The following is a 25,929-nucleotide window of genomic DNA, read 5'->3' on the forward strand; positions in this document are numbered from 1 at the left end:
CGGAATCACCGTCCCGGCCACCACCCTCCTCGCCGCCTTGACCACGCCGCAGAACGCGTGCATGGCCTCGCGTGGTTGGGCTCGGCCTCGACCGCCCTCCCCGGGCGCCTCCGCGCCGCCCGACCCGGCCCCGAGAGGACCTCCGGCATGCTGTTCGTGCTCCCGTTCCCGGCGATCGATCCGGTGCTCGTCGAGATCGGCCCGTTCGCGATCCGCTGGTACGCGCTCGCTTATGTCGCCGGCATCCTGCTCGGCTGGCATTATATGAAGCGCCTCGTGCGCGACGACGCCTTGTGGGGCGGCGTCGCGCGGCCGAAGCCGGTCGACGTCGACGACTTCGTGCTGTGGGCGACGCTCGGCATCATCGTCGGCGGCCGCGCCGGCTACGTGCTGTTCTACAATCTCGATTATTTCCTTCAGAACCCCGGCGAGATCCCGGTCTTGTGGCGCGGCGGCATGTCGTTCCACGGCGGCCTGCTCGGCACCATCCTGGCGATGGTGCTGTTCGCCCGGTCGCGGGGCCTGCGCCTCTTCACCCTATTCGATCTCGCCGCGGCGGCGGCGCCGATCGGCCTTTTCTTCGGACGCATCGCGAACTTCATCAACGGCGAGCTCTGGGGCCGGCCGGCCGACGTGCCGTGGGCGATGGTCTTCCCCCATGCCGGGCCGGAACCGCGCCATCCGAGCCAGCTCTACGAGGCGGGTCTCGAGGGCATCGTGCTGTTCCTCGTGCTGCGCCTCCTCACCTACCGGCGGAAGGAGTTGCAGCGGCCGGGCTTCGTCGCCGGCACCTTCGCGCTCGGCTACGGGCTCGCCCGCATCGTCTCGGAATTCTTCCGCATGCCAGACGTGCAGATCGGCTTCCTCGCCGGCGGCCTGACGATGGGCATGCTCTTGTCGCTGCCGATGGTGATCGCAGGCCTCGCGCTGATGATCTATTCCGCCCGCAAGGGCCGCCTGCCGCCGGACCCGGCCGGCACCGCCCCGTGAGCGGCGAGCGCGCCGGCGAAGGCCGCCTCGCCCGGCGGATCGCCGATCTCATCCTGGCGAACGGCCCGATCACGATCGCCGATTATATGGCGCTCGCGCTCGGCGACCCGGACGACGGCTATTACATCACCCGCGATCCGCTGGGACGCGCCGGCGATTTCGTCACCGCGCCGGAGATCTCCCAGATGTTCGGCGAGATCGTCGGCATCTGGCTCGTCGAGGCGTGGCGCGCCCTCGGCGCGCCCCTCCCCGTCCGCCTCGTCGAGCTCGGCCCCGGCCGCGGCACGCTGATGGCGGATATCCTGCGCGTGATCGCCCGCCTCGCGCCGTCGCTCGCCGCCGGGCTCGACCTCCATCTCGTCGAGACGAGCCCGGCGCTGCGGGCGCGGCAGGCCGCGGTGCTCGCCAGTTCGGGAATTACCCCATCCTGGCATTCGGCGTTCGCCGAGGTGCCGGCGGGGCCGATGCTCCTCGTCGCCAACGAATTCTTCGACGCTTTGCCGATCCGCCAGTTCGTCCAGGCCGACGGGACGTGGCGCGAGCGGGTCGTCGGCCTCGACGACGACGGCCGCCTCGCCTTCGGCCTCGGCCCCGGTGCCCTCGTCGGCGACGCCCCCGCCCGGCTCCTGCGCGAGGCAGAGCCCGGCGCCGTGCTCGAAGTGTCGCCGGCCTCGACCGCGGTCATGAATGCCATCGCCGAGCGCATCGCGCGCGAGGGCGGTGCGGCGCTTGCCATCGATTACGGCCACGCCGAGACGGCCCTCGGCGACACCTTCCAGGCGGTCAAGGCCCACGCCTTCGCCGATCCCCTCGCCGAGCCGGGCAGCGCAGACCTGACGGCGCATGTCGATTTCGGCGCCCTCGCCCGGGCCGCGCGCGCCGCCGGGGCCGGCGTGCTCGGGCCGATCACCCAGGGCGATTTCCTGCTCGCGATGGGGCTGCTGGAACGCGCCGGCCGGCTCGGCGCGCCCCTCGACGAAGCCGGCCGCGAGGCGATCCGCGCCGCCGTCGAGCGCCTCGCCGGGCCGCAGCAGATGGGAACGCTGTTCAAGGTGATGGCGGTCGTGCCGACGCCGATCGGTGTCGCGCCGTTCCCGGGCTGACGGCCCCACTCTCGCCGAACCCGTCGTCCACCAATTCGCAACCGCGGCGCTTCAGAGTGCCGCGAACGATCCTGGCGAAGCCCACACCTCGCCAAGCCTTTCGCTTTGCCACCGCACGCCGCGCTTCGCGTGCCGGACCCGGAGACCGATCATGGCCGTCGCCGAACGCTCCTTCGCCGAAGCCGTCGAGGCGCCCGCGCTCGTCGGGCTTCCCGGCCTCCGCCACGGCTTCTTCACCCGGCGCGGTGGCGTCTCCGACGGTCTCTATGGCAGCCTCAATATCGGCATCGGTTCGAACGACGTGCGCGAGCGAGTGGTAGAGAACCGGGCGCGGGTCGCGGCGCGGCTCGGCGTCGCGCCGGACCGGCTGGTGACGCCCTATCAGGTCCATTCCCCCGACGTCGCCGTGGTGCGTGCGCCTTGGAGCGCCGAAGAGCGGCCGAACGTCGACGCTGTGGTGACCGACGTGCCGGGCCTCGCCATCGGCGTCTCGACGGCCGATTGCGGGCCGATCCTGTTCGCCGATGCCGAGGCGGGCGTCGTCGGCGCGGCCCATGCCGGCTGGCGCGGCGCCTTCACCGGGGTGATCGAGGCGACGATCGCAGCGATGGAACAGGTCGGCGCACGGCGGGCGGCAATCGTCGCCGTGCTCGGGCCGACCATCTCGCGCGCGGCTTACGAGGTCGGCCCGGAATTCATCGCCCGCTTCGTCGAGGCCGATTCCGCCAACGCCGCGTGGTTCACGCCGTCGGAGCGTGACGGCCACGCGATGTTCGACCTGCCCGGCTACATCCTGAGCCGCCTCGGCAAGGCCGGAATCGGCTCAGCCCACGATCTCGGGCTCTGCACCTATGCGGACGAGGACCGGTTCTTCTCCTTCCGCCGAACGACGCACCGCGGCGAACCGGACTACGGCCGGCTGATCGCTGCGATCGCCCTTCAGGCGGCCTGATAACCGAAGCTTATTGGAAGCCGACCTCGGTGAAGGAGCGCAGCTTGCGGCTGTGCAGCCGCTCGAGGCCGAGGGCGCGCAGCTTCTCCATGGCGAGAATGCCGATCTGGAGGTGCTGATCGACCTGGCTGCGGTAGAACGCATCCGCCATGCCGGGCAGCTTGATCTCGCCGTGCAGCGGCTTGTCGGAAACGCACAAGAGCGTGCCGTAGGGTACGCGGAAGCGGAAGCCGTTCGCCGCGATCGTCGCGCTTTCCATGTCGAGGGCGATGGCACGGCTCTGGCTGAAGCGCTGCACCGGCTCACGGTGATCGCGCAGCTCCCAATTGCGGTTGTCGATGGTGGCGACGGTGCCCGTGCGCATCACGCTCTTGAGCTCCCAGCCATCGAGGCCGGTCACCTCGCCCACCGCCTGTTCGAGGGCGACCTGCACCTCGGCGAGCGGAGGCACCGGGATCCACACCGGCAGATCGGCGTCGAGCACGTGGTCCTCGCGGACATAGCCGTGGGCAAGCACATAATCGCCGAGCTTCTGAGTGTTCCTGAGGCCGGCGCAGTGGCCGAGCATCAGCCAGGCATGGGGCCGTAGCACCGCAACGTGGTCGGTGATCGTCTTCGCGTTCGACGGACCGACGCCGATATTGACCATCGTGATGCCGGACGAGTTCGCCCGCTTGAGATGGTAGGCCGGCATCTGCGGCAGGCGCTGCACCGCCTCGCCCTCGATTCCGCCGCCAGCGCGCACGTTGGTCGTCACCCGGTTGCCCGGCTCGACGAAGGCTTCGTATCCCGAATTTGGGTCGGCCATCATCTCCTGGGCGTGCAGCACGAACTGATCGATATAGAACTGGTAGTTCGTGAAGATGACGTAGTTCTGGAAGTGCTCCGGGCTCGTACCGGTATAATGGCGCAGCCGGTGCAGGGAATAATCCACGCGCGGCGCGGTAAACAGCGCGAGCGGCCGCGGCTCGCCGGACTTGAGTTCGTGGGTGCCGTTGACGATGGAATCGTCCATCAGCTCGAGATCCGGCACGTCGAACACTTCACGCAGATTACGCAGCCGCTCCGGATCGAGCGCAGCCTCGAGATGGATGCCGTCCGGGAAGGCGAAGTGGACCGGGATCGGCACGGTGCCGAGCCCGACCTCGATCGGCCGGCCGTGATTGCGGATGAGCTGGCTGAACTGCTCGAGGAGATAGGGACCGAACAGATCCGGCCGCGTGACGGTCGTCACATAATGGCCGGGCGAGGAAACGAAGCCGTAGGAGAGGCGGGTATCGACCCGGGCGAAGGAATGGGTCGTGAAGGAGACCGCCGGGTAGAAGGCGCGGATGCGCGACGGCGGATCGACGCCCTCGGAGAAGGCCTTGAAGCGCGCCCGGAGCCGCTCCACCTCGCTCGCATAGAGTGACTGGACGCGGACGAGAGCGGCTTCGGGATCGAGGAAACTCTCCGCTCCGCTGAGAAAACGGTCCGACGGGCGCTGCGCTTCGACATTCATGGCGGGACGACGCATCCTCGAAGTGACGGTGGATCGCGTCGTGCCGGGGAAGGCACGACGTCCGATCGGCGGCACCCTAATCCGCTTCGAGACGCCTGAACATAGGTGGCGAGAGCGCGCCGAAGCGCGGGCCTACAGCACCGGCACGCCGCCCGGGTGTTTCGCCTTCTCCTCCGGCTCCACATGGATGGTGATGACGGAATCCTCGATGTCCCTGTGCAGTGCCGCCTCGATGCGGTCGCAAAGGGCATGGGATTCCGCGACCGTCATGGCGCCGGGGACGACCAGGTGGAACTGGATGAAGGTGAGCCGGCCGGCATGGCGGGTGCGCACGTCGTGGGCTTCGAGCGCGCCGGCGGCGTGGGTGGAGATCACCTCCTTGACCCGGTTCACCACCTCCGGCGGCGGCGCCTCGTCCATCAAGCCGCCGATCGATTCCCGCATCAGCTTCCACCCGGACCAAAGGATGTTGAGGGCGACGAGCGCAGCGATGATCGAATCGAGGCGCGTATAGCCGGTGATGGCCACGAGAGCGACGCCGACGATGACGCCGCCCGAGGTGACGACGTCGGTCCAAAGATGGCGGGCATCGGCGACCAGCGCCGGCGAGTGCCAGCGCCTGCCGTAGCGGAACAGGACGAGGCACCAGCCGGCATTGATCACGCTGGCAAGCGCATTGATCGCCAGACCTTCGACCGCGGCATCGAGAGGGTGCGGATCGAGATAGCCGAAATAGGCCTCGCGCAGAATTGCCAGCGCGGCGATGATGATGAGCACGCCCTCGGTGACGGCCGAGAGATATTCCGCCTTGTGATGACCGTAGGGGTGATTGTCGTCCGGCGGCACGGCGCTCAGGCGCACCGCGAAGAACGCGGCGACCGCCGTCGCCACGTTGATGATGCTCTCGAGGGCGTCCGAATACAGCGCCACCGAGCCCGTTACGGCGAACGCGAGATATTTGAGTCCAAAGACCGCGACGCCCACGGCAATGCTGCCGAGGGCAAGCCTGAGCGTTCTGTCCATTTTCGCTTCGCCGGGTTCGACGGGGACGAGCCGAGCCTCCCGTCCCGAGTGCTCACGTCCGTCGGCATAGGGACGGCGGCAAGGCGGTGCAATCGTTATCTTTGCAAACAAGAACCGCTTTGATTTGCAAAGCGACGCTAGGCGCGGGGCAGAGGACATCGGGCGCGAGAGCTCGGCCCAACCGTGACCGTCTATACTTCTCCCCGTTGGCGGGGAGACGGTGGCGCGGAGCGCCGGATGAGGGGCAATCGAAACCCGCCATCCCCTTGATTTCTGGGCCTATATCCCCTCATCCGCCCCTTCGGGGCACCCTCTCCCCAACGGGGAGAAGGGCTCGGCAACGTCCGTATCCCGAGATCAACCCCCGTCTCAGAGCCGGCCCGCTTCGATGATGCGGCGCAGGAAGGCGCGGGTGCGCTCGTCGCGGGGATCGCCGAAGATCTGCTCCGGCGGCCCCTCTTCATGCACCACGCCGCCGTGGAGGAAGCACACCTTGTCGGCGACCTCGCGGGCGAAGCCCATCTCATGGGTCGCGAGCATCATCGTCATGCCGTCGGCGGCGAGGTCGCGCACGATGTTGAGCACTTCGGACACGAGTTCGGGATCGAGCGCCGAGGTGATCTCGTCGAGGAGGAGGACCATCGGGTCCATGGCGAGCGCGCGGACGATGGCGACGCGCTGCTGCTGGCCGCCCGACAGCCGGTCGGGATATTCGCCGGCCTTGTGGTCGAGGCCGATGCGCGCGAGGAGCGTCATCGCCTTCTCCTCGGCCTCCTTGCGCGCCATGCCGAGCACGCGCAGGGGTGCCAGCGTGACGTTCTCCAGCACCGTCATGTGCGGGAACAGGTTGTAGCCCTGGAACACGATGCCGACATCGCGCCGGAGCGCGTTGAGATCGACGCCGGGGCCGGTCACGCGGTCGCCGTGGAGGCGGATCTCGCCGCCCTGGATCGGCTCGAGCCCGTTTATGCAGCGCAGGAGCGTGGACTTGCCGCAGCCGGACGGGCCGATCAGGCAGACGACCTGATGCTCCTCGACATTGAGGTTGATGCCACCGAGCACCTGAAACTCTGCGTAGCGCTTGACGACCTTGTCGATCTCGATGAGTGCCATGTCCGCGGGCCCCGCTCGATGGTCCGGCTGCGGCGGGAGAAAAGCCGCTGCCGTCTCGCTCCTGGAACACGGCCCCGGCGGGGCCGCAATCTCTCTCGTGGCGGCCAGCCGCTCACCCGGCCCGCGTGCGCGCCTGATCCTTGGCGATCTGCCGGTCGACGAAGCGCGCCTGCGGAATGGTGATGACGACGAACAGAAAGGCGACCGTCGTCACGGACGATAGATTGAAGTGATTGCTGGCGACGATCTTCGCCTGGTTGAAGGCATCGATCGCGCCGATCACGTTCACGAGCGCGGTATCCTTCTGCAGGCTGATGAAGTCGTTGAGAAGGGGCGGAATGATCCGCCGCACCGCCTGGGGCACCACCACGTAGCGCAGCGTCTGGGCATAGGAGAGGCCGAGCGAGCGGGCCGCCGCCGTCTGGCTCTGGTGGATGCTCTCGATGCCGGAGCGATAGACCTCGGCGACATAGGCGCCGTAGGTCAGCGTCAACGCGAGGATGGCGTACCAGGCCTGGGGAAGGTCGCGGACGATGGGCAGGCCGGTGAGCGGCAGCCCGAAGCCGACGAGGTAGATGGTGATGATCGCCGGCAGGCCGCGGAAGACGTCGGTATAGGCGGTCGCCACCACGCGGATCGGCTTCCAGGCGTCGCCCGGCGCGATGCGCGCCACCGCGATGACGAGGCCCCAGACCAGTACCAGGATCTCGGCCACGACGAAAATGAAGACGTTGGTCCAGAACGCCGACCCCACCAGCCCGAACGAGCTGATGATCAGGTTCATGTTGAAGAAGGTGTGGGTGACGGCGGAATTGTTGGCGACGACGAAGAGGCCGAGCCCATCGACCAGGAGCACGGTCACCGAATAGCCGATGGCGATCCAGGCGAGGTTGCCGGCCTCGGCGCCGAAGGTGCGCGCCGCGACCACGTCCGGCGCAGAAGCCGCCCGCCGCGCCGCACGCACGGCCCGCCATGCCGGGATGATGAGCGTGACGGAGGCGAGGCCGACGACGATAACCGCGATCTCGGTCGGCCCGGACGAGAGGCCGCCCGCCTCGAGCGCCGCGCCGATCATCTGCAGGATCGCCGCGGTGGCGGCGATGGTGAGGACGGCGAACGCGAGGCCGGCGGCGGCGAGGCCCGTGTTCGTCTTCGGCCGGCTTGGCGCCCGCCAGCGCTCGCTGCGCGCGGCGCGAGCGTCGCTCATCAATGTCGTCATCGCGGTTCCTTCGCGGCGGGGCGGCGCCGGGTCGTCTCGAAAACGGCGGCCGGCGCTCGAGATCCGCCGCGCGGACCCCTAGAGCCGACCGCCGCACGCCCGTGTCTCAGGGCTTGAAATACGGGATCGAGGTCGGATCGATACCCCAGGCCGCGGCGAGATATTTGGCCGCGAGCTGCTTCGTGGTGCCGTCGTCGATCAGCGCCTGGATGATCTGGTCGAGCACCTTCTCGTTGGGCGACGCCTTCGGATAGAGCGCGCCGTAGGTCTCGCCGGTCGAATATTGGCCGACCACATCGAGCGCGCCGCTGGAGGCCGCGGCCTGGCCGAGCACGATCGCGGTATCGGTCATCGCGGCGTCGATCTGGCCGGCGAACAGGGCGGTGAACAGCGACGGGGTATCCGGGAACACCTTCGGCGCCTTGGTCGGCTTCAGCACGTCGGCGACGAAGGTCGCGCCGGTGGTGCCCTGCTGCACGCCGATCTGGGCCTCCTTGATCGAGGCGGTGTCGAGCTTGGTGCCCTTCTTCACGAGCACCCCAATGTCCGACGAGAAATAGGGCACCGAGAAATCGACCACCTTCTTGCGCTCGTCGGTGATCGAGATCTGCGACAGGGCAAGGTCGAAATTCTTGGTCTGGCCGGCGACGAGGGCGTCCCAGGCGACGTTGACGACGGCGACCTTATCGAGGCCGGCGCGGTGGGCGATGTTGGCCGCGAGGCAATATTCGTAGCCGTCCTTGATGGACTCCGGCGTGTCGCCGTTCCACCAGCCGGGCGCCGGCAGGTTGACCTCGACGGTGAGCTGGCCCGGAACGGCCGGCGTGAAGGCGAACTGGCCCTTCTGCCCGGTCACTTCGCAATTGCCGATGGTCTCGGCACGGGCCGCGCCGGTGGCCGCGAGGGCGGCGAGGGTGCCGGCGAACACGGCCGCAAGGCGCAGCCGGCGCACGAAATTCACGCTCATCATCTCTCTCCCCTGGCCGCCGCGCGGCCTTTCCGAAAGGAACGAGAGAGAATGCTAGTGCGAACCGCGTGCGTGCGCCACGGCGGATCACTCGTCAAAAGGGCGAAGACGGCAAAACGAACGGGAAAGCGCGAAGAAGTCGGGCAGGCCGTTGCGGGCGGGAGGGCGGCGGGGCATCGCCGCCGACGCACCCCCAGCCTCAGGCGAACTCGACCTCGACGATGCCGGGCACGGTGCGCAGCGCGCCGGCGAGCGGGGGCGAGACCTTGTAGCGGCCGGGCAGCCGGACTTCGACCTCGCGCTGCCCCTCCCCGAGCATCAGCACCACGCTGACCTCGCCGTCGCCGCCGGCCGGCAGATTGCGGGCGAGCGCATCGAGAGGGGCGGCGTCGCGCAGAAAGACCCGGAGCGAGCGCTTGACGCGCCGCGCCGCCTCGTCGAGCGGCTCGACGGACTGGATGCGCACGCTCACCCCCTCCTCGCGCTCTTCCGCCGCGACGATGAGGACGAGGGAATTGCCCGGCTCGATCTGGTCGCGGATCTGGGCGAGGGTCTCGGAGAAGGCGATCGCCTCATATTGGCCGGTCGGATCGGACATCCGCACGATGCCCATCCGGTTGCCGGTGCGGGTCTTGCGCTCCTGCTTCTGGGTGACGGTGCCGACGAGGCGGCCGGCGCTCGCCCCGCGCTTCACCGCCTCGACGAAATCCGACCACATCTGCACCCGCATGGAGGCGAGCACCGGGCGATATTCGTCGAGCGGGTGCGACGACAGATAAAAGCCGATCGCCGCGAACTCGCGCTGCAGCCGCTCGGTCGGCAACCACGGATCGACCTGGGGCAATTGCAGGGGCTGCGGACCGGCGCCACCGAACAATTCCGACTGGCCGAGGCTCGCCCCCTCGGCGGCGCGCTGCGCCTCCGCCATGACGACATCGAGACCGGCGATGACGCGGCCCCGGCTCGGCTCCACCGCGTCGAAGGCGCCGGCGGCGGCGAGGCTTTCGAGCGCCCTTTTGTTGATGATGCGCGGATTGATGCGGCGGGCGAAGTCGCCGAGATCGCGGAACGGCCGGTCGCCGCGCACCTCGGCGATGTGGTCGACGACCTGCCGGCCGACGCCCTTCACGGCGCCGAGGGCATAGAAGATGCGCCCCTCCGCCACCTCGAACAGCGGGCCCGATTTGTTGACGTTCGGCGGCTCGACGGCGATGGCGAGGCGCTGCGCCTCGCGGCGGAAATCGTTGAGCTTGTCGGTGTTCGCCATATCGAGCGTCATCGAGGCGGCGAGGAACTCGACCGGATGGTTCGCCTTGAGCCACGCCGTCTGATAGGCGACTAGGGCGTAGGCGGCGGCGTGGGACTTGTTGAAGCCGTAATCGGCGAACTTGGCGACGAGGTCGAAGATGGTCTCGGCCTGGTCCTTGGTGACGCCGTTCTTGAGCGCGCCCTCGACGAAGCGGACGCGCTGGACCTGCATCTCCTCGCGGATCTTCTTGCCCATGGCGCGGCGCAGCAGGTCGGCTTCACCGAGCGAATAGCCCGACAGAACCTGCGCGATCTGCATCACCTGCTCCTGGTAGATGATGACGCCGTAGGTCTCCTTCAGGATCGTTTCGAGCAGCGGGTGCAGATATTCGGGCACTTCCTGCCCGTGCTTGCGCCGGTTGTAGACCGGGATGTTGTCCATCGGGCCCGGGCGGTAGAGCGCCACGAGCGCGACGATGTCTTCGAAGCGGTCGGGGCGCATGCCGGCGATCGCCTTGCGCATACCCGTGCTTTCGAGCTGGAACACGCCGACCGTCTCGCCGCGGGACAGCATGGCGTAGGTCGCCTTGTCGTCGAGCGGCAGGGCCGCGATGTCGACGCGCACCCCCTTCTGGGCGATCAGCTTGACCGCGACGTCGATGATCGTGAGCGTCTTCAGGCCGAGGAAGTCGAACTTCACGAGGCCGGCCGATTCCACCCACTTCATGTTGTATTGGGAGACCGGCATGTCGGAGCGCGGATCTCGGTAGAGCGGCACCAGCTCCTCGAGGGGCCGGTCGCCGATCACGATGCCCGCGGCGTGGGTCGAGGCGTGGCGATAGAGCCCTTCGAGCTTCATCGCCATGCCGATCAATTGCTCGACGATCGGCTCGCTGTCACGCGCCTCGATGAGCTTCGGCTCCTCCCGCACGGCCTGGGCGAGGGTGACCGGGTTCGCCGGGTTCTGCGGCACCAGCTTGCAGAGCCGGTCGACCTGACCATAGGGCATCTGGAGCACGCGGCCGACATCGCGCAGCACGGCGCGGGCCTGGAGCGTTCCGAAGGTGATGATCTGCGCCACCTGGGCGCGGCCATATTTCTCCTGGACGTAGCGGATCACCTCCTCGCGCCGGTCCTGGCAGAAATCGATGTCGAAGTCCGGCATCGAGACGCGCTCGGGATTGAGGAAGCGCTCGAACAGGAGACCGAACCGCATCGGGTCGAGGTCGGTGATGGTGAGCGCATAGGCGACGAGCGAGCCCGCGCCCGAGCCGCGGCCCGGCCCGACGGGGATGCCCTGCGCCTTCGCCCACTGGATGAAGTCCGAGACGATGAGGAAGTAGCCCGGATAGCGCATGCGCTCGATGATGCCGAGCTCGAACTCGAGGCGCTTGCGGTAGTCCGCCTCGTCGAAGCCCGGGGCGATGCCGTGGCGCTCCATGCGGCGGACGAGACCGTTCTCGGCCATCTCGCGCAGCAAAGCCGCCTCGGCGCGCATCGCCTCTTCCGGATCGGCGTCGGCGCCGGCGAAGCGCGGCAAAATCGGCTTGCGTTTCATGGCGCGCACCGCGCAGCGCCGGGCGATCTCGATCGTGTTCGCCGTCGCCTCCGGCAGATCCTCGAAGAGGCTCAGCATCTCGGCGCGGGATTTGAAGCAATGGTCGGGGGTGAGGCGGCGGCGGTCGTCCTCGATCAGCACGCGGCCGTCGGCGATGGCAAGCAGGGCGTCGTGCGCCTCGTAATCCTCGCGCTTGGCGAAATAGACCTCGTTGGTCGCAACGATCGGCAGGCCGCGGCCATAGGCGAGATCGAGCAGCATGGGTTCGGCCGCATTCTCCTCGACCAGGCCGTGGCGCTGCAACTCGACATAGAGCCGGTGGTCGAACATCGCGGCAAGCCGGTCGAGCCGGGCGCGAGCGTGCGCCTCGCCGGGGCCGAGGAGCGCCCGGTTGACCGGTCCGCGCGGCCCGCCGGTGAGGGCGATGAGGCCATCGTTGACGCCTTCGAGCGCATCGAAGGCGAGGTGCGGCCGCGCGCCGGGCTCGGGCTCCATATAGGACCGGCTGACAATGCGGACGAGATTGGCGAAGCCGTCCGGCGTCGAGGCGAGCAGCACGATGCTCGGCAGCGCCTCCCTGAGGCCGCCGGCGCGCCGCGACGGCTCATCGTCGCCGAAATCGAGGGCGAGTTCGCAGCCGATGATCGGCTGCACGCCCGATTCCACCGCCTTCTCGGAAAATTCGAGCGCGCCGAACAGGTTGCCCGTGTCGGTCACGGCGACGGCCGGCTGGCCGTCGCCTTTGGCGAGCCCGATCACGGACTTGATGTGCAGGGCGCCCTCGAGCAGCGAATAGGCCGAGTGCACCCTGAGATGGACGAAGCCCACCTGATCCGCCATGGCCGCTCCTTGAAGGTGACGCCGCCGGCTCGCCGGGCGACGCTGCCATTCTCCGCCCGGGGCGGGTCCGTGTCGACCACCCGCCCCGCCTCAATCCACAGCCCGGGCGCCGCAGGGTCGCTCCAAGGCGGGGCCCGCGGCGCCCCTTCGATCAGCCGCCGACCTTGTAACGCGGGGCCGGATTTCGATCGAACATCGCCTGAAGCAGGCTTTGCGTCAGAGCCTCATAATCCCGATGGATGGTGTCGTCCTGCAGCGACGGCGACGTCACGCGCTCGCCCTGGTCGAGGCCGGCCAGGGCCGCATCAACGCAGTCCTCGGTCGTCATCACGATGCCCTCGGGCAGTTGCTCCAGGGTGGCGCCGCCCGCGACCTCCCACCCTTCCGAGACGACGGCGCCCGGAAGAACGAGCTGAATGCGCACCGCCGTCCCTTCGACCTCGCTCTGCAGGCTCTGGGTGAACAGGTAGATGTAGGCCTTCGTCGCCCCATAGACCGGAATGCCGGGATAAGGCGCGAAGCCCGCCCCGGATCCGACATTCACGATCGTCCCGGCATTGCGCGCCTTGAACGCCACGAGCGCCGCCTTCGTCAGCAAGGTCAGCGCCGTGATGTTGACGGCGATCATGCTGGTGATGGTGGCCTCCGGCGTGTCCGTCAGCGGCCGCATCGCCGAGAAGCCGGCATTGTTGACGAGGAGCGTGATGGAGGCATCGCTCGCGAGCCGGTCGACCACAGCCTGCGTTCCAGCCGGTTGCGACAGGTCGGCGACCAGCACCTCCGCGCGGACGGAATAAAGCCGCTCGACGTCTGCCGCGACCTCGCGCAGGCGCTCTTCGCGCCGCGCCACCAGAACGAGATCGTAGCCGCGCGCCGCCAGCCGATCGGCATAAACCCTACCGATGCCCGACGAGGCGCCCGTGACGATCGCAACGCCTACTTTCCCTGAATGCGGATTGGTCAAAGCCGTCTCCCAATATGAACTGCACGGGAGAGAGGTATATTTTATGTACCAAGTGTCAATTAGGTACTATATATAGACTAGATATCCCCGTGGAGACCGCATGTCCTACACCGAAGAACAGATCATCGAGACGATCCCTATCGCGCGTCCGGTGCTCGAACAGATCGCCCACAAGTGGTCGATCCTCATCCTCACCTTCCTGTGCGAGGAGCCGAAGCGCTTCAACGCCCTCCGGCGCCGGCTCGACGGCATCACCCAGAAGGCGTTGACGGAGGCGCTGCGCCGCCTCGAGCGAAACGGCCTCGTCGAGCGCCACGTCACCACGACGTCCCCGATCGCGGTCGTCTATTCCATCACCCCGCTCGGCCGCACGCTCCGGGAGCCGTTCCAGGCACTTTATGCCTGGGCGATCGAGCACCAGGCCGAGCTCGCCCGGGCGCAACGGCGCTTCGATGAGAACGACCCGTCGGCGCTGGCCGACAGCGACGACGAGGCCCGTCCGTTGGCAGCCGCGTCGGCGCGGGGGTGAAGAGCCCCCCGGAGCACGCGCCCAACCAAGATCCGGGGACCCGCGCGGGGGGTGTGCGGCACCTCCGCGGCGCCAACACCAATGTTCGATCTTCGTTCTCAGGCCAACCGGCTCAACGCGTCGAGCCAGAGCATCACGGTCGCCGCGAAAAGCGTGAGCGCGATCAGGGCCGCCAGATCCTGTGCCGTCTGTTGCATCGTCGCCTCCATCCGTTCCGTTGTTCCTATGATCTCATTTTGTTCTCATTTCGTTCGAGTTGCAACCGGACAGACACGACGCGGTTAAAGGGCGGTCAACGGAATCGGAACAAAACGGGGAAATGGCGAAAGATCGGGGACGGGGTGCCATTCGGCAACCGGCCTGCGGTACCGAGCGGAGTGGCCGATGGCAGCCACGGCGCCGCTTCCCCCCAATATTGGAGAGAAGGGGCCCGAAGGGGCGGATGAGGGGTTTTGACGGCTCGACTTCACGCGACGCGGACGAAGCGTGAACGGCCCCCATCCGGCGCTCTGCGCCACCCCCTCCCCGCTCGCGGGGAGAAGGGAGCGACGGAGAAGGTCGAGGTTTCCCGATCTCGGCGGAGACGGAGGCTCAGAACGCGGTGATGCGGCCGTCGACGAGGGTCAAGCGCCGGTCCATGCGGTGGGCGAGCTCGAGATTGTGGGTCACGATCAGGGCCGCCAGGCCGGAGGCGCGCACTAGGGCACCGAGGGCCGAAAAGACGTGATCGGCCGTCTTCGGATCGAGATTGCCGGTCGGCTCGTCGGCGAGGAGGACACGGGGCGCGTTGACCACGGCGCGGGCGATCGCCACCCGCTGGCGTTCGCCGCCGGAGAGTTCGGCAGGCCGGTGACCGGCGCGCTGGTCGATCTTGAGATAACCGAGGAGTTCGCGGGCGCGCCGCTCGGCCTCCTTCTTCGACAGCCCGGCGAGACGCTGGGGCATCACCACGTTCTCGAGCGCCGTGAAGTCCGGCAGCAGGTGGTGGAACTGGTAGACGAAGCCGATCGAGAGGCGGCGGATGCGCGTGCGCTCGGCATCGGGAAGATCGACGCACGGCAGGCCGCCGATCCGGACCTCGCCGGCATCCGGCCGTTCGAGCAGGCCGGCGATGTGCAGCAGAGTCGACTTGCCGGCACCCGACGGGGCGACCAGGGCGACGATCTCGCCCGGCGCGATCGTCAGATCGACCCCGCGCAGCACTTCGAGGGTCCCGTTGCCTTCCTTATAGCGCCGCTCGATGCCGCTGAGGCCGAGCGCCTCGTTGGCGACGCGGCGCAGCTTTGCGGGGGCACGGGCAGGCGCGGCCTTGGCGGCGGCGCGCAGGGCGCCGGCGGGCGCGCCGTTCGCGTCGGTTGCTTCGGCGGGTTGGGTCGACACCGGGTCGCTCATTCGTGGCGCAGTCCTTCGACCGGATCGAGCCGGGCCGCCTTCCAGGCCGGGTAGAGGGTGGCGAGGAAGGACAGCGCCAACGCCATGACCACAACCGTCACCGTCTGACCGGTGTCCATGTCGGCCGGCAGCTTGCTCAGATAATAGAGCTCGGGCGGGAACAGGTTGGTGCGCGTCAGCCAGGAAATGCCCTGGCGGATCGGCTCGATATAGGCGCAGACGAGGACGCCGAGCACGACGCCCGCGGCGGTGCCGAGAGTGCCGATCGAGGCGCCGGTGATGAGGAAGATGCGCAGGATCGAGCCGCGCGTCGCCCCCATGGTGCGCAGAATGGCGATGTCCGCCCCCTTGTCCTTCACGAGCATAGTGAGGCCGGACACGATGTTGAGCGCGGCGACGATGACGATCAGGGTGAGGATGAGGAACATCACGTTGCGCTCCACCTCGAGGGCGGAGAAGAACGTGGCGTGGCGGATGCGCCAGTCGGTCAGGTAGAGCGCCTGCCCGGCGGCCGCTTCGATCTGCGGCCGCAGCACGTCGATGTCGTCGGCGTTGTTGAGATAGATCTCGATCGCCGTCACCGCGCCGTCCATGTCGAAGAACGACTGCGCCTCGTCGAGCGGCATGAAGACGAAGGTCGAATCGAACTCCGACATGCCGATTTCATAGGTCGCGACGAGCGGGAAGGCCTGGGTGCGCGGGGTGACGCCGAACGGCGTGACGTTGCCCTTCGGGGTCAGGAACGTGACCGGGCTGCCGACCGAGACGCCGAGGGCGAGCGCGAGGCGCGTGCCCATCGCGACGCCCTTCGATTGGTCGAAATTGTCGAGCGTGCCGGCGCGGACCGTCGAGGCGATCAGCGGAATGCGGTCGATGTCCTCCTGGCGCATGCCGCGCACCAGGGCGCCGGAGGCCGAGTTCGGCCCGGAGACGAGCGCCTGCCCCTCCACGAAGGGCACCGCGAACTTCACGCCGCTGATGCCCTCGAGCCGCTTGACGACCGGCAGATAGTCCTTGAACGGCCCGCCGTCGAGCGGCTGGAGAACATAGTGTCCGTTGATGCCGAGGATCTTGGTGGTCAGCTCGTTGCGGAACCCGTTCATCACCGCCATGACGATGATGAGCGTGGCCACCCCGAGCATGACGCCGAGAAACGAGAAGCCGGCGATCACCGAGATGAACGCCTCGCGTCGGCGGGAGCGCAGATAGCGCCCGGCGACCCCCCACTCGAAAGCGGAGAATGGTTTCACGCCCCGCGCCGCGGCCTTGTCGGCCATCCGCCGTCTCCTCGCTTAACCGTCCGGATTGATCCGTCGCCCGGGTCTCAGGCGATCGCCTTGTGCCAATCGATGAGCCGGCGCAGCGCCGATTCGAGCGGCAGGGTCTCGCGCTCGCCGGTGGCGCGGCGCTTCAGCTCCACCTCGCCCGCCGCGAGGCCGCGGGGGCCGACGATGAGCTGCCAGGGCAGGCCGATGAGATCCATGGTGGCAAACTTCGCTCCGGCCCGGGTGTCGGCATCGTCGGTCAGAACCTCGAGCCCGGCGGCTTCGAGCTGACGCTCGATGCTGGCGACGGCCTCGTCGGTCGGCCCGTCGCCCGGCTTCATGTTGATGAGGCCGACATCGAAAGGCGCCACCGAATCCGGCCAGATGATCCCGGCATCATCATGGCTGGCTTCGATGATCGCGCCGAGGAGGCGCGAGACGCCGACGCCGTAGGAGCCCATGTGGACGGGCTTCTCCTGGCCATCGGGGCCGGCCACCTTGGCGCCCATCGGCTCGGAATATTTGGTGCCGAAATAAAAGATATGGCCGACCTCGATGCCGCGGGCGGCGACGCGGCGCTCCTCGGGGATCGCCTCGAAGGCCGCCTCGTCGTGCTTCTCCTCGGTCGCCGCATAGGGACCGGTCCAGGCCGCCACGATCGGCGATAGGTCGCCGTCGAAATCGGTGTCGGCACCGGGGATCGGCAGGTCGAGCAGGCTCTTGTCGCAGAACACCGCGCTCTCGCCGGTGTCGGCGAGGATGATGAACTCGTGGCTCATGTCGCCGCCGATCGGGCCGGTGTCGGCCTGCATCGGGATCGCCGTCATGCCGAGGCGGTTGAAGGTGCGCAGATAGGCGACGAACATCCGCTGATAGGCGCGCCGCGCGCCCTCGGCATCGACGTCGAAGGAATAGGCGTCCTTCATGAGGAATTCACGGCCGCGCATCACGCCGAAGCGCGGCCGCACCTCGTCGCGGAACTTCCACTGGATATGGTAGAGGTTGAGCGGCAGGTCGCGGTACGAGCGCACCGACGACCGGAAGATCTCGGTGATCATTTCCTCGTTGGTCGGGCCGAACAGCATCTCGCGCTCGTGGCGGTCGGTGATGCGCAGCATCTCCTTGCCGTAGGCGTCGTAGCGCCCGCTTTCGCGCCACAGGTCGGCCGACTGGATCGTCGGCATCAGAACCTCGATCGCGCCGGCGCGGTTCTGCTCCTCGCGGACGATCTTGCCGACCTTGTTGAGCACCTTGAGGCCGAGCGGCAGCCAGGAATAGATGCCGGCCGCCTGCTGCCGGATCATGCCCGCCCGCAGCATCAGCCGGTGCGAGACGATCTCGGCCTCCTTCGGGGTTTCCTTCAGGATCGGCAGGAAATAGCGGGACAGGCGCATGGCGGCGAGCTCGGGGTGCTGGGCAGGGTCCAGGGGCGGGCGAAACGGCTCGGCGGAGTGAACCGGGCCGCTTCGCAAAAGGCAAGGGCGTCCCCTACCACCCCCCGACACGGCCGGAAGGCTGCATTTTCTCACCGACGCAAAAATTCTGGGCGGATGTTGCACAAAATGATGACAAGCGCGTTTCGATCGGCTAACGTCGCTTCATAACAAACGGTTGTCGATCTCCGAGCCGATACGACAACCACTAAGAGGCATCGCGGTCTAAGTCTTGGGAGGAAGACCCTCGGCGCAGCTTCGGCTTGCAGCCGCTCATGTATCGAAACGGGCCCAAACCCTTTCGTACATCGTGCAGTGGGGAAAGACGCGGAACTGGTAAAGCAAGGCCTCGCGCCTTGCTTTATTTTTTGTGGAGCCGCCATCGACATCTCGATCTCGTATCGAGGATGTTGAGGCGGTTTCTTTTTTTGGCCTCAGCCGCGGGTCACGCCGCGCAAGTGCCGCTGCTCCGCCACGGCGTCGAGGAAGCGCCGCGCAATGAGGCGCAGAAAGCGCGGACTGAGCGCACCGGTCGGGGTGAGGCTCTCGAAATCGTACAACCGATCGATCCGCACGCGATTGTAATCGTCGAGGATGAGGTAGTTCGGCTTCTCCGCCGACAGCCCTGCCCGTTTCTTCTCGGTTTCGGGAACTTCGAGATAGAGCCGCTCCCTGCCTTCGACGGGCTTCGGTTCGAGGCTCGTGAAGGGGAACAGATAGAGCCAATCCCCGACCTGCATCACGAGGCAGACCTTGCGAATCTTGCGGCTGCCCGTGCGGCCCCGCTCCGCCTCGTGACCCCAGAGATAGTTGAAGCGATAGACCTCGCCCCGGTTCATCGCCGCTCGTCGTCCTCAGAATCGAGGATGTCCTGGAAGCCGGCCGCCAGGTTGGCGATGTCCTCTTGCGGCGCCGTCTCCAGCGTGAAGGCGGTCGGCTCGTCCTGGTGCCGGGCCAAGTCCTTCAGCCGCTCATAATGTTCGAGCGGCAGCATGACGATCCGCGGCCGGCCGCGCTTGTTCAGAGAGACGGGCTCCGCGAGGGCGGCGTCGAGCACCTCTCCCGATCGACGGTTGAGGTCGGAGAACGAAAACGCCTTCATGGTAGGACCCTCGTCCGATACGTAAAATACGTATATACGTAAGAGAATGGGGGCGTAAGGGGTCGGCCATGAAAAAAGGGCGCCGCCCGCAGGCGACGCCCTCATCGTGAAGCGTTCGATCAGCCTTTGATCAGGCCGGTTTCGGGATCGAGCACGATCGGTGACGGATCGGGTGTCGCCGAGAAGTCGAACAGGTCGTCGATCGGGCCGGCATATTGGTCCATCGAACCGGCGCCGAGGCGGCCGAGGTGCCAGTTGTCCTCGATGAAGCGGGTGATCGAGGTCTGGTCGGTCAGGGCCGAGCTGACGAAGTTGCGCTTCGCATAGGGCGACAGCACGAGAAGCGGCAGGCGCGGGCCGTAGCCGCAGGGCCCGCCGGCGATCGCCGTGGTCGAGCCGCAGCGGCCGTTGCCGGAGAGGGCGTCCTCCGGGAACGTGCTCGCGCGCACGATCGGCGGCATCACGTGGTCGTACCAGCCGTCGGAATCGTCATAGGCGATGACGATCGCGGTCTCCTTCCATTCCGGCCGCTGCTCGAGGCGGTTGACGGTCTCGACCAGGAATTTCTGCTCGTCGAGCGGGCCGGAATAGGCGGCGTGGCCGTCCTGCGCCGCCGGCGCCTTGAGGAAGCTCACCGCGGGCATCGCGCCCGCATCGACCGCCGCCCAGAAGTCCGACAGGTCGTATTGATGCTTCGCCTGGTCGCTCTTGCCGATCATGGCGACCGAGGTCGGCGGCAGGTGCTTCGGGTTGGCGTTCTGCTCGTAATAAGCGAGCGGATTGTGGTGCGGGCTGTAATCGCGGATCGCCTTGCCGGCCGCGTTCTTGGTGGCGCTCGCGCAGACGATCGAGCCGTCGGGGCGCACTTCGGTCGGCTTGTAGCCGCCCTGGAACCAGCCCCAGGTCACGTCCTTGTCGTCGAGCAGGTCGCCGACATGGCGGGTGTTCTTGATGAGAAGCAGGTTCTTGCCGCCCGAGCAGCCGTCGAGCTGCGGATCGGCGTCGGAGATGATCCACCCGTCGCGGACGAGGCCCGGAACGTCGCCGCCGACCGCGTTGCGGGTCGTGCCAGCGAAGAGATTCAAGACGCCCGGCGTCGAGGGGCCGAACTGGGTGTTGAAGCTGTTGTCCGACATGGCGAAACGCTGGGCGTAATTCCACAGCGCGGTGACGGTGTTGCCGTCGTAGTAGCCCATCACCTGCTTCGGATCGCAGCCCGGCTTCGTCGCACCGGCATATTGGACGAACTTGTCGACGAGGCCGCCGTCGTAGGCCTGCTGCTCGGGACCATAATCGTGGTCCATGTCGCAGGTGATCGGCTCCGAGCGGTCGATGCGCATCGGATTGACGCCGTTCGGGTTGGCGGTCAGCAGCACATGGCTGAGGCCATTGACGCTCGGCGTGCCAGGCTTGGCCGTGAAGGCGGGCTCGCCGGCCTTGTTCTCGGCCTTGGGGTAGGTGCCGAAATAGTGATCGAAGGAGATGTTCTCCTGGAAGATCACCACGACGTGCTTGATCGGCGTCGCGGTCTCGACCTCGGCGGCCGAGGCCGAGGTGATCGCCGCCGTGGCGCAGAGCGCCGCGAGCGACAGCCGGCGGGACATCGAGCGGGACATCAGAGCCTCCATATCTTTGCGGGTGGGACGGGGAGCGATGGTCATCGATCGGCCGCGGCGCCGCCGCGACAGATCGGGCCGAAGGCGTCGGTTGCGGGCGGCGGGCCGAGGACGAAATCGGCGAGGCGGGCGAGCAGCGTCGGCCGGCCGGGTGGTTCGGCGTCGGAGCGGTTCACCGGCGCGGCGGTGCCGGGCACCTCTCCTGCCCGCTCCCGCGTCAACGCCTCGAAGCGGCGGACGCCGGGCGGATTGAGATCGTCCGGCCAGGGGGCGTCCTTCGGCAGCACCGTGTAGGTCGCCGTCATGCCGGCGCTGAAATGGTCGATGACGTGGCAGTGGAACATCCAGGTGCCGGGATCGTCCGGCACCATGTCGGCCACGGTCGAGGTCGCCGGCATCACGCCGATCGTATCGACGCGCCGGCCGTACCAGATCGCCGTGTTGCCGTGCCAATGGGGGGTGTGGTTGTCGTCGGTCGACCCCATGCCGATGAGGTACCAGCGCACCCGCTCGCCTTCGCGCATCACGAGGCCCGGCAGGGTGCCGAAGATGTAGCCGTTGATGGCGTGCTTGAGGTTCGATTCGACCCAGTCGGCCGCCGGCCCCTGGGCGTTGCGGTCGTCGCCGTCGGCGCTGCCGCTGCCGGGTGTCATGCCGGGTTCGGTGAAGCGGGCGACGTTGTCGTCGAAGAGCTCGCTCGCGTTCTCGTCGAAGATCTTCCAGAGGGTGACGAACTCGCGATCGACGTCCTTCGGCCGGCCGGTCGGCCCGGCCATGCCGCGCCGGGTGACGATGATGGCGCCGATCAGGCCGCTGTTCTCGTCGGTGCCTTCGTGGTCGTGGCCGTGATAGGGCCAGGCGATCGAGCTCGGATCGGCCGGGCCGGGTCCCGCCCGTTCGGGGATCTCCCAGAGATAGGTGTAGGTGCCACCGGGCGGGATCAGCCCGCGCGGACCGTGGCCGCCGTCGTCGTAATGCGCACCCTCGAAGGCCTTCGAATAGAAGACGCCGTGGGGATGGAGGCCGTGCGGGCTCGCACTGTCGTTGCGCACCACGATGCGCAGGACGTCGCCCACCTCGCCGCGCAGCACGGGCCCGAGCAGGCCGAGGTGGACCCATTCCGGCGGCCGCGGCTTCAGGCGTGAGAACGAGCCGTCGGCATATTCGCGGTACAGGATCTTCTCGTATTTCGAGCCGATCCGGTCGGGCGCATTGTAGACGTAGAGCTGCTGCGCCGGGGTGAGGACGGTCCCCGTCAGGCCGTCCGCCTGGATCGGATCATAATCCCAATCGACCGTGTCGATGCCGATATAGGTGACGTGCGCGCCGAGGATGCGGCGGACCGCGGCGGCGAGCGCGGCCGTATCGAGCCTCTCGTCGAGGCGGACGACGAAATGGCCGTCCGGATCGTCGAGGAGGAGAACGCCGCCCTCGGGCACCTCCCCCGGCCGCACGCCGTAGCCGTCGAGAACCTTGGCGATCGCATCGGCCGGACCGTTCAGGGCGACGACGGGCGCCGGCGCGGACGCAGCGTCCCGCGCGACGGAGACGGCGGCGACCTGCGACCCGCCCAAGGCGGCGAGGGTCGCGGCGAGCGCAGCCCGGCGTGCGATGCACGGGGCGCCGCAGGGACCGTCGGTCACGTGGAGAAGGAGGAAGCGGCCGCGGAAAGCGGCGTCGCTGACGGTCTTGCCCGCCGCATCGGAAAAGGAGAAGGCGGTCGTCGCCGACCACACGGGACCGTCTTCGCCGTCCATGCCCGGCATGACGGCATCCATACCCGGCGGCGCCTGCGTCGCGGTCGAGGCGGCGGAGGCGGGCTGGACAAGCAGAGCGCACAGGAGCGCGGGGACGATCGCCAGCCGGAACGCGTCGAGCGCGCGCGTTCGTGCCGAGACCAATGCGCGGGCGGGGACCAGCGCGAATCGGTGCCATGCCATTCTCATGGCGTGCCTCTCCGTTCGGCCATCCCCGGCTGCGAAGCCGCACCATCGGGCATCGATGTGACGATTTCATATCGGCAACGGCTCGCCGCGCCTGCCGCCGCTTCGGTTCGCAAAGCTTTGACCGCCTTGTCGCTCGGCAGGGATGGGATCAATCCCGCACGACGGCCCGCAGCGGCATCGGCCGCGGCAGAAAACGCATCCACGCCCCGTCCCGGCGTTTCGATCTCCGTCCCTTATGCTCTAAGGTGCCTCACCTTCATGCTGACCAGGTCGAACCCGTCTCAATGAGTGCGGATAACATCTCGACGGACCAAGCGGATCGGCCGCGCTGGACGCAGCCTTTGCGGGTCCATCTCGGCATCGCGATGGTCCTGCTCCTCATCGCGATCGCCGGCTCGCTGATGGGGTTCAATTATTGGCACGGTCGCGCGGAGGCGATCAAAGAGGCCTCGCTCCGCATGCGCGACTTCGCGAGCCGGCTGCTCGACCGCTATCACCTCCTCGCCGACCGCTCGATCATGTTCACCGACATGGCGGCGCTTTCCGACGCCCTGTCGAAGCTGCCGCCCTACCGCATGGACGCCAAGATCGACCAGCTCAAATCGATCCTCCAGCGTTCGCTCGAAACCGACGGCGCCTATGTCGGCTATCCGAACGGCGACGCCCTCCATGTGGTGGACGTGCAAGGCTCGCCGGAATGGCAGAAGGTGCTGCACGCCCCCGCGGGCACCTCGATCGCCATCGGGCTCTCCTCCGTGCCGGCGAGCGGGGCCACCATCGCCTGGCGCTTTGTCGACCACGACGGGCGGACGATCGGAGAGATCCCGCCGACGCCGACCGATTTCGATCCCCGGGTGCGCCCCTGGTATCAGGCCGCCATCGCCAACAAGGGCGCGGTCGTTACCGAGCCCTACATTATGGCCTCGACCGGCAAGCTCGGCATGACGATCGCCCAGTCGCACCGCGCCGATGCAGGGATCGTCGTCGGCGTCGATATCGTGATGGATACGCTGTCGCGCTTTCTCTCGGCGCAGCGCATCACCCCGGAGGCGACGACGCTCGTCTTGAACGCGGGAGGTGATCTCCTCATCGAGTCGGGCGACGATCGGGCGATCATGGACGGGCTCGCGGCCTTCATCCGCAAGCCCCGCATCACCGCGAAACAGGGCCAGGACGAGAGCCTGGTGCGCGCTCGGATCGCGGGGCAGCCCTTCCTCGTCGAGATCACCCGGGTCGGGCCGGATTCGATCCTCGCCGGAGGCCGCATCGTCGTCGCCGCCCCGATGAACGAACTGACCGCGCGGGCCGACCGCGCGATGCAGCAACACATGGCAATTTCCGCCTTCATCCTGCTCGCGGGTATCGCCATGGCCGTCGTCATCGCCCGGCGCATCACCGTCTCGCTCCGCCTCCTGACGGCGCAGGCGAACGATCTCCGGCGGCTCGTCCTCAGTGACACCACCCGCGTCCGCTCCCGCATCACCGAGATCGCCGAACTCGGCAAGGCGATGGCCGCGGCCCGTCAGGCCCTGCGCAGCTTCGGCCTCTACGTCCCGCGCGAGATCGTGCGGGCGATCATGTCGGACGGGCAGTTCCAGAACCGCTCGGCGGTGCGCCGCGACGTCACCGCCCTGTTCACCGACATCAAGGACTTCACCACCATCTCCGAGGTCAATTCGCCGGAGGACGTCGTGACGATGCTGTCGGCTTATTTCGACGCCCTGAACGACGAGATCGTCGCGCACCACGGCGCGCTCGTTCAATTCAATGGGGACTCGGTCTTCGCGATCTGGAATGCCCCGAACCCCGACCCCGATCACGTCGCCCAGGGCTGCGCCTGCGCGCTCGCCATGAAGCGCGCGGTGGACGTCTTCAATGCGGGCCAGCGGGCGCACGGCCTGCCGGAATTCATCACCCGCATCGGCGTTCACGTCGGGCCGGCGGTCGTGGGTTCGGTGGGGGCCGAGGAGCGCCTGCAATATACCGGCATGGGCGACACCATCAACGTCGCGTCCCGGCTCGAAGGCCTCAACAAGACCTACGGCACCACGATCCTCGTCAGCGAGGCGGTGGCCGAGCGGGCAGGTGCGGCCTTCGCGATGCGACGCATCGACAACGCCCAGGTGAAGGGCCGCGTCGAGGCCGTCACCGTCTACGAATTGACGGACGCGGCGCCGGAGGTTGCGGCTACTATCCCGTCGTCGGGCGGGCAGACGGTGACGTAGCGCGAACTATTGCGGCATATCCCGGCCTCTCCGATCCTTCGCGCCGCGGGCGGGGAGAAGGGAGCGGCGACGCCGGTGCCCCAATAAGGGATCACCCCACCGTCTCGGTTCGGCTCAGGTTCCCGGCACCTTGAGGAAGGGGAAGTCGGCGAGCTTGTAGCCGGACTGCATCAGCCAATAGAACGCCCCGAACAGGACGCCGGCGACCACGGAATTGACGATCACGATGCGCATCAGGCGCAGCCGGAACGGGGCGCTCTCCGGCGTGCCGGGAACCACCCGTCCGCTCTCCTCCTGGGTGCGCAGGCCCCACGGCAGGACGGCGAAAATGATCGTCCACCAGATCACGAAATAGATCGCAAGGCCGCTCGAGAAGGACATGTTCGCTACCCCGTCGTCCGGGTCTTTTGCCCGGTCCCGGCTGCGGACGAGCGATCCCGTCCACGCCGCTTCAGCCTATCATAGGCCGTTGCGCGGACGGCTCAATGGCCGGAGGGATCGGCGACCTGCTCGAGCTCGACGAGGGTGCCGCAGAAATCCTTGGGGTCGAGGAAGAGGACCGGATTGCCGTGGGCGCCGATCTTCGGCTCGCCGCTGCCGAGTACCCGAGCGCCGGAGGCGATCAGGCTGTCGCGGGCGGCGAGGATATCCGCGACCTCGTAGCAGACGTGATGCACACCGCCGGCCGGGTTGCGGGCGAGGAAGCGGGCGATCGGGGAGGTGTCGCCGAGCGCCGCCAGGAGCTCGATCTTGGTGTTGCCGAGATCGATGAAGACCGTCGTCACGCCGTGCTCCGGCAGCGGCAGCGGTGCGGACACCGTGGCGCCGAGTTGGTCGCGATAGATCGCGGTCGCGGCCGCGAGGTCGGGCACGGCGATCGCCACGTGGTTGAGACGGCCGATCATGAATGCCTCCCCTCCCCGGCCGGCGCGGCCGCCGGCCC

21 protein-coding genes are annotated in these 25,929 nt (G+C 67.8%); 5 read left to right on the top strand and 16 right to left on the bottom strand.

The features are described 5' to 3' along the window. The first annotated feature begins 147 nt into the window (after positions 1-147). From lgt to pgeF, 3 genes are all read left to right on the top strand, one after another. The gene (gene lgt / locus F0357_RS06170) at positions 148-990 is read left to right on the top strand and encodes a prolipoprotein diacylglyceryl transferase (RefSeq protein ID WP_153479548.1); all 843 of its coding nucleotides are present in this window, start codon (positions 148-150) and stop codon (positions 988-990) included. After that, entirely contained in the window at positions 987-2,093 is a 1,107-nt protein-coding gene (locus F0357_RS06175) for a class I SAM-dependent methyltransferase (RefSeq protein WP_312861478.1), read from the top strand. Before lgt ends, F0357_RS06175 begins: the two co-directional genes overlap by 4 nt. 151 nt (positions 2,094-2,244) lie before the next feature. Then, positions 2,245-3,045 carry a peptidoglycan editing factor PgeF gene (gene pgeF / locus F0357_RS06180; RefSeq protein ID WP_153479549.1) on the top strand — a complete coding sequence of 267 codons (801 nt, stop codon included), beginning with the start codon at positions 2,245-2,247 and terminating at the stop codon, positions 3,043-3,045. A 10-nt stretch (positions 3,046-3,055) separates the two neighbouring features. On the opposite strand, the gene F0357_RS06185 is transcribed toward pgeF, so the two are convergent. The 7 genes from F0357_RS06185 to F0357_RS06215 form a co-directional block, all read right to left on the bottom strand. Continuing rightward, the gene (locus F0357_RS06185) at positions 3,056-4,546 is read right to left on the bottom strand and encodes an AMP nucleosidase (protein WP_153479550.1); all 1,491 of its coding nucleotides are present in this window, start codon (positions 4,544-4,546) and stop codon (positions 3,056-3,058) included. 132 nt (positions 4,547-4,678) lie between these two features. Next, positions 4,679-5,569 (bottom strand): cation diffusion facilitator family transporter, encoded by an 891-nt coding sequence (locus tag F0357_RS06190; protein WP_153479551.1) that lies wholly within the window; start codon positions 5,567-5,569, stop codon positions 4,679-4,681. A 369-nt stretch (positions 5,570-5,938) separates the two neighbouring features. Next, positions 5,939-6,682, bottom strand: a complete 744-nt coding sequence (locus F0357_RS06195) for an amino acid ABC transporter ATP-binding protein (protein WP_153479552.1) — start codon at positions 6,680-6,682, stop codon at positions 5,939-5,941. A gap of 112 nt (positions 6,683-6,794) precedes the next feature. Next, positions 6,795-7,901, bottom strand: coding sequence for an amino acid ABC transporter permease (locus tag F0357_RS06200; protein WP_208948241.1), 1,107 nt, complete (start codon positions 7,899-7,901; stop codon positions 6,795-6,797). Between the two features lie 106 nt (positions 7,902-8,007). Further along, a complete protein-coding gene (locus F0357_RS06205) occupies positions 8,008-8,868 on the bottom strand; it encodes an ABC transporter substrate-binding protein (protein ID WP_153479553.1) in 861 nt (286 codons plus the stop codon). 199 nt (positions 8,869-9,067) lie between these two features. Next, positions 9,068-12,514: a DNA polymerase III subunit alpha gene (dnaE, locus tag F0357_RS06210; protein ID WP_153479554.1), complete on the bottom strand. Its 3,447-nt coding sequence runs from the start codon at positions 12,512-12,514 to the stop codon at positions 9,068-9,070. A 151-nt stretch (positions 12,515-12,665) separates the two neighbouring features. Next, positions 12,666-13,478 carry an SDR family NAD(P)-dependent oxidoreductase gene (locus F0357_RS06215; RefSeq protein ID WP_153479555.1) on the bottom strand — a complete coding sequence of 271 codons (813 nt, stop codon included), beginning with the start codon at positions 13,476-13,478 and terminating at the stop codon, positions 12,666-12,668. A 100-nt stretch (positions 13,479-13,578) separates the two neighbouring features. Between F0357_RS06215 and F0357_RS06220 the strand changes: the two genes are divergently transcribed. Continuing rightward, a complete protein-coding gene (locus F0357_RS06220; RefSeq protein ID WP_153479556.1) occupies positions 13,579-14,007 on the top strand; it encodes a winged helix-turn-helix transcriptional regulator in 429 nt (142 codons plus the stop codon). A 591-nt stretch (positions 14,008-14,598) separates the two neighbouring features. Here the strand turns inward: F0357_RS06220 and F0357_RS06225 are convergent. The 7 genes from F0357_RS06225 to F0357_RS06255 form a co-directional block, all read right to left on the bottom strand. Beyond that, positions 14,599-15,399: an ABC transporter ATP-binding protein gene (locus F0357_RS06225; protein WP_153479557.1), complete on the bottom strand. Its 801-nt coding sequence runs from the start codon at positions 15,397-15,399 to the stop codon at positions 14,599-14,601. Further along, positions 15,396-16,676, bottom strand: a complete 1,281-nt coding sequence (locus tag F0357_RS06230; protein WP_153479558.1) for a lipoprotein-releasing ABC transporter permease subunit — start codon at positions 16,674-16,676, stop codon at positions 15,396-15,398. The genes F0357_RS06225 and F0357_RS06230 overlap by 4 nt, the downstream gene beginning before the upstream one ends. Before the next feature lie 47 nt (positions 16,677-16,723). Next, positions 16,724-18,058, bottom strand: a complete 1,335-nt coding sequence (gene proS, locus F0357_RS06235; protein WP_153479559.1) for a proline--tRNA ligase — start codon at positions 18,056-18,058, stop codon at positions 16,724-16,726. Positions 18,059-18,531: 473 nt separating this feature from the next. Continuing rightward, positions 18,532-18,936 carry a hypothetical protein gene (locus F0357_RS06240; RefSeq protein ID WP_153479560.1) on the bottom strand — a complete coding sequence of 135 codons (405 nt, stop codon included), beginning with the start codon at positions 18,934-18,936 and terminating at the stop codon, positions 18,532-18,534. Next, complete coding sequence (locus tag F0357_RS06245; RefSeq protein ID WP_153479561.1) at positions 18,933-19,199, bottom strand: type II toxin-antitoxin system Phd/YefM family antitoxin; 267 nt, start codon at positions 19,197-19,199, stop codon at positions 18,933-18,935. Before F0357_RS06245 ends, F0357_RS06240 begins: the two co-directional genes overlap by 4 nt. Positions 19,200-19,318: 119 nt before the next feature. Beyond that, entirely contained in the window at positions 19,319-20,815 is a 1,497-nt protein-coding gene (locus tag F0357_RS06250; protein WP_153479562.1) for a phospholipase C, read from the bottom strand. Between the two features lie 41 nt (positions 20,816-20,856). Then, on the bottom strand, positions 20,857-22,761 hold the full coding sequence (locus F0357_RS06255) for a multicopper oxidase domain-containing protein (RefSeq protein WP_153479563.1): 1,905 nt from the start codon (positions 22,759-22,761) through the stop codon (positions 20,857-20,859). A gap of 284 nt (positions 22,762-23,045) precedes the next feature. On the opposite strand from F0357_RS06255, the gene F0357_RS06260 reads away from it, so the two are divergent. Then, a complete protein-coding gene (locus F0357_RS06260; RefSeq protein ID WP_208948243.1) occupies positions 23,046-24,986 on the top strand; it encodes an adenylate/guanylate cyclase domain-containing protein in 1,941 nt (646 codons plus the stop codon). A gap of 114 nt (positions 24,987-25,100) precedes the next feature. Here the strand turns inward: F0357_RS06260 and F0357_RS06265 are convergent, their stop codons facing one another. Together F0357_RS06265 and mce are read right to left on the bottom strand one after the other, a co-directional pair. Then, complete coding sequence (locus F0357_RS06265) at positions 25,101-25,367, bottom strand: DUF1467 family protein (protein ID WP_153479565.1); 267 nt, start codon at positions 25,365-25,367, stop codon at positions 25,101-25,103. Between the two features lie 101 nt (positions 25,368-25,468). Beyond that, entirely contained in the window at positions 25,469-25,891 is a 423-nt protein-coding gene (gene mce / locus F0357_RS06270; RefSeq protein ID WP_153479566.1) for a methylmalonyl-CoA epimerase, read from the bottom strand. Positions 25,892-25,929 lie beyond the last annotated feature (38 nt).

Source organism: Segnochrobactrum spirostomi (genome assembly GCF_009600605.1).
GTDB classification, from domain to species: domain Bacteria; phylum Pseudomonadota; class Alphaproteobacteria; order Rhizobiales; family Segnochrobactraceae; genus Segnochrobactrum; species Segnochrobactrum spirostomi.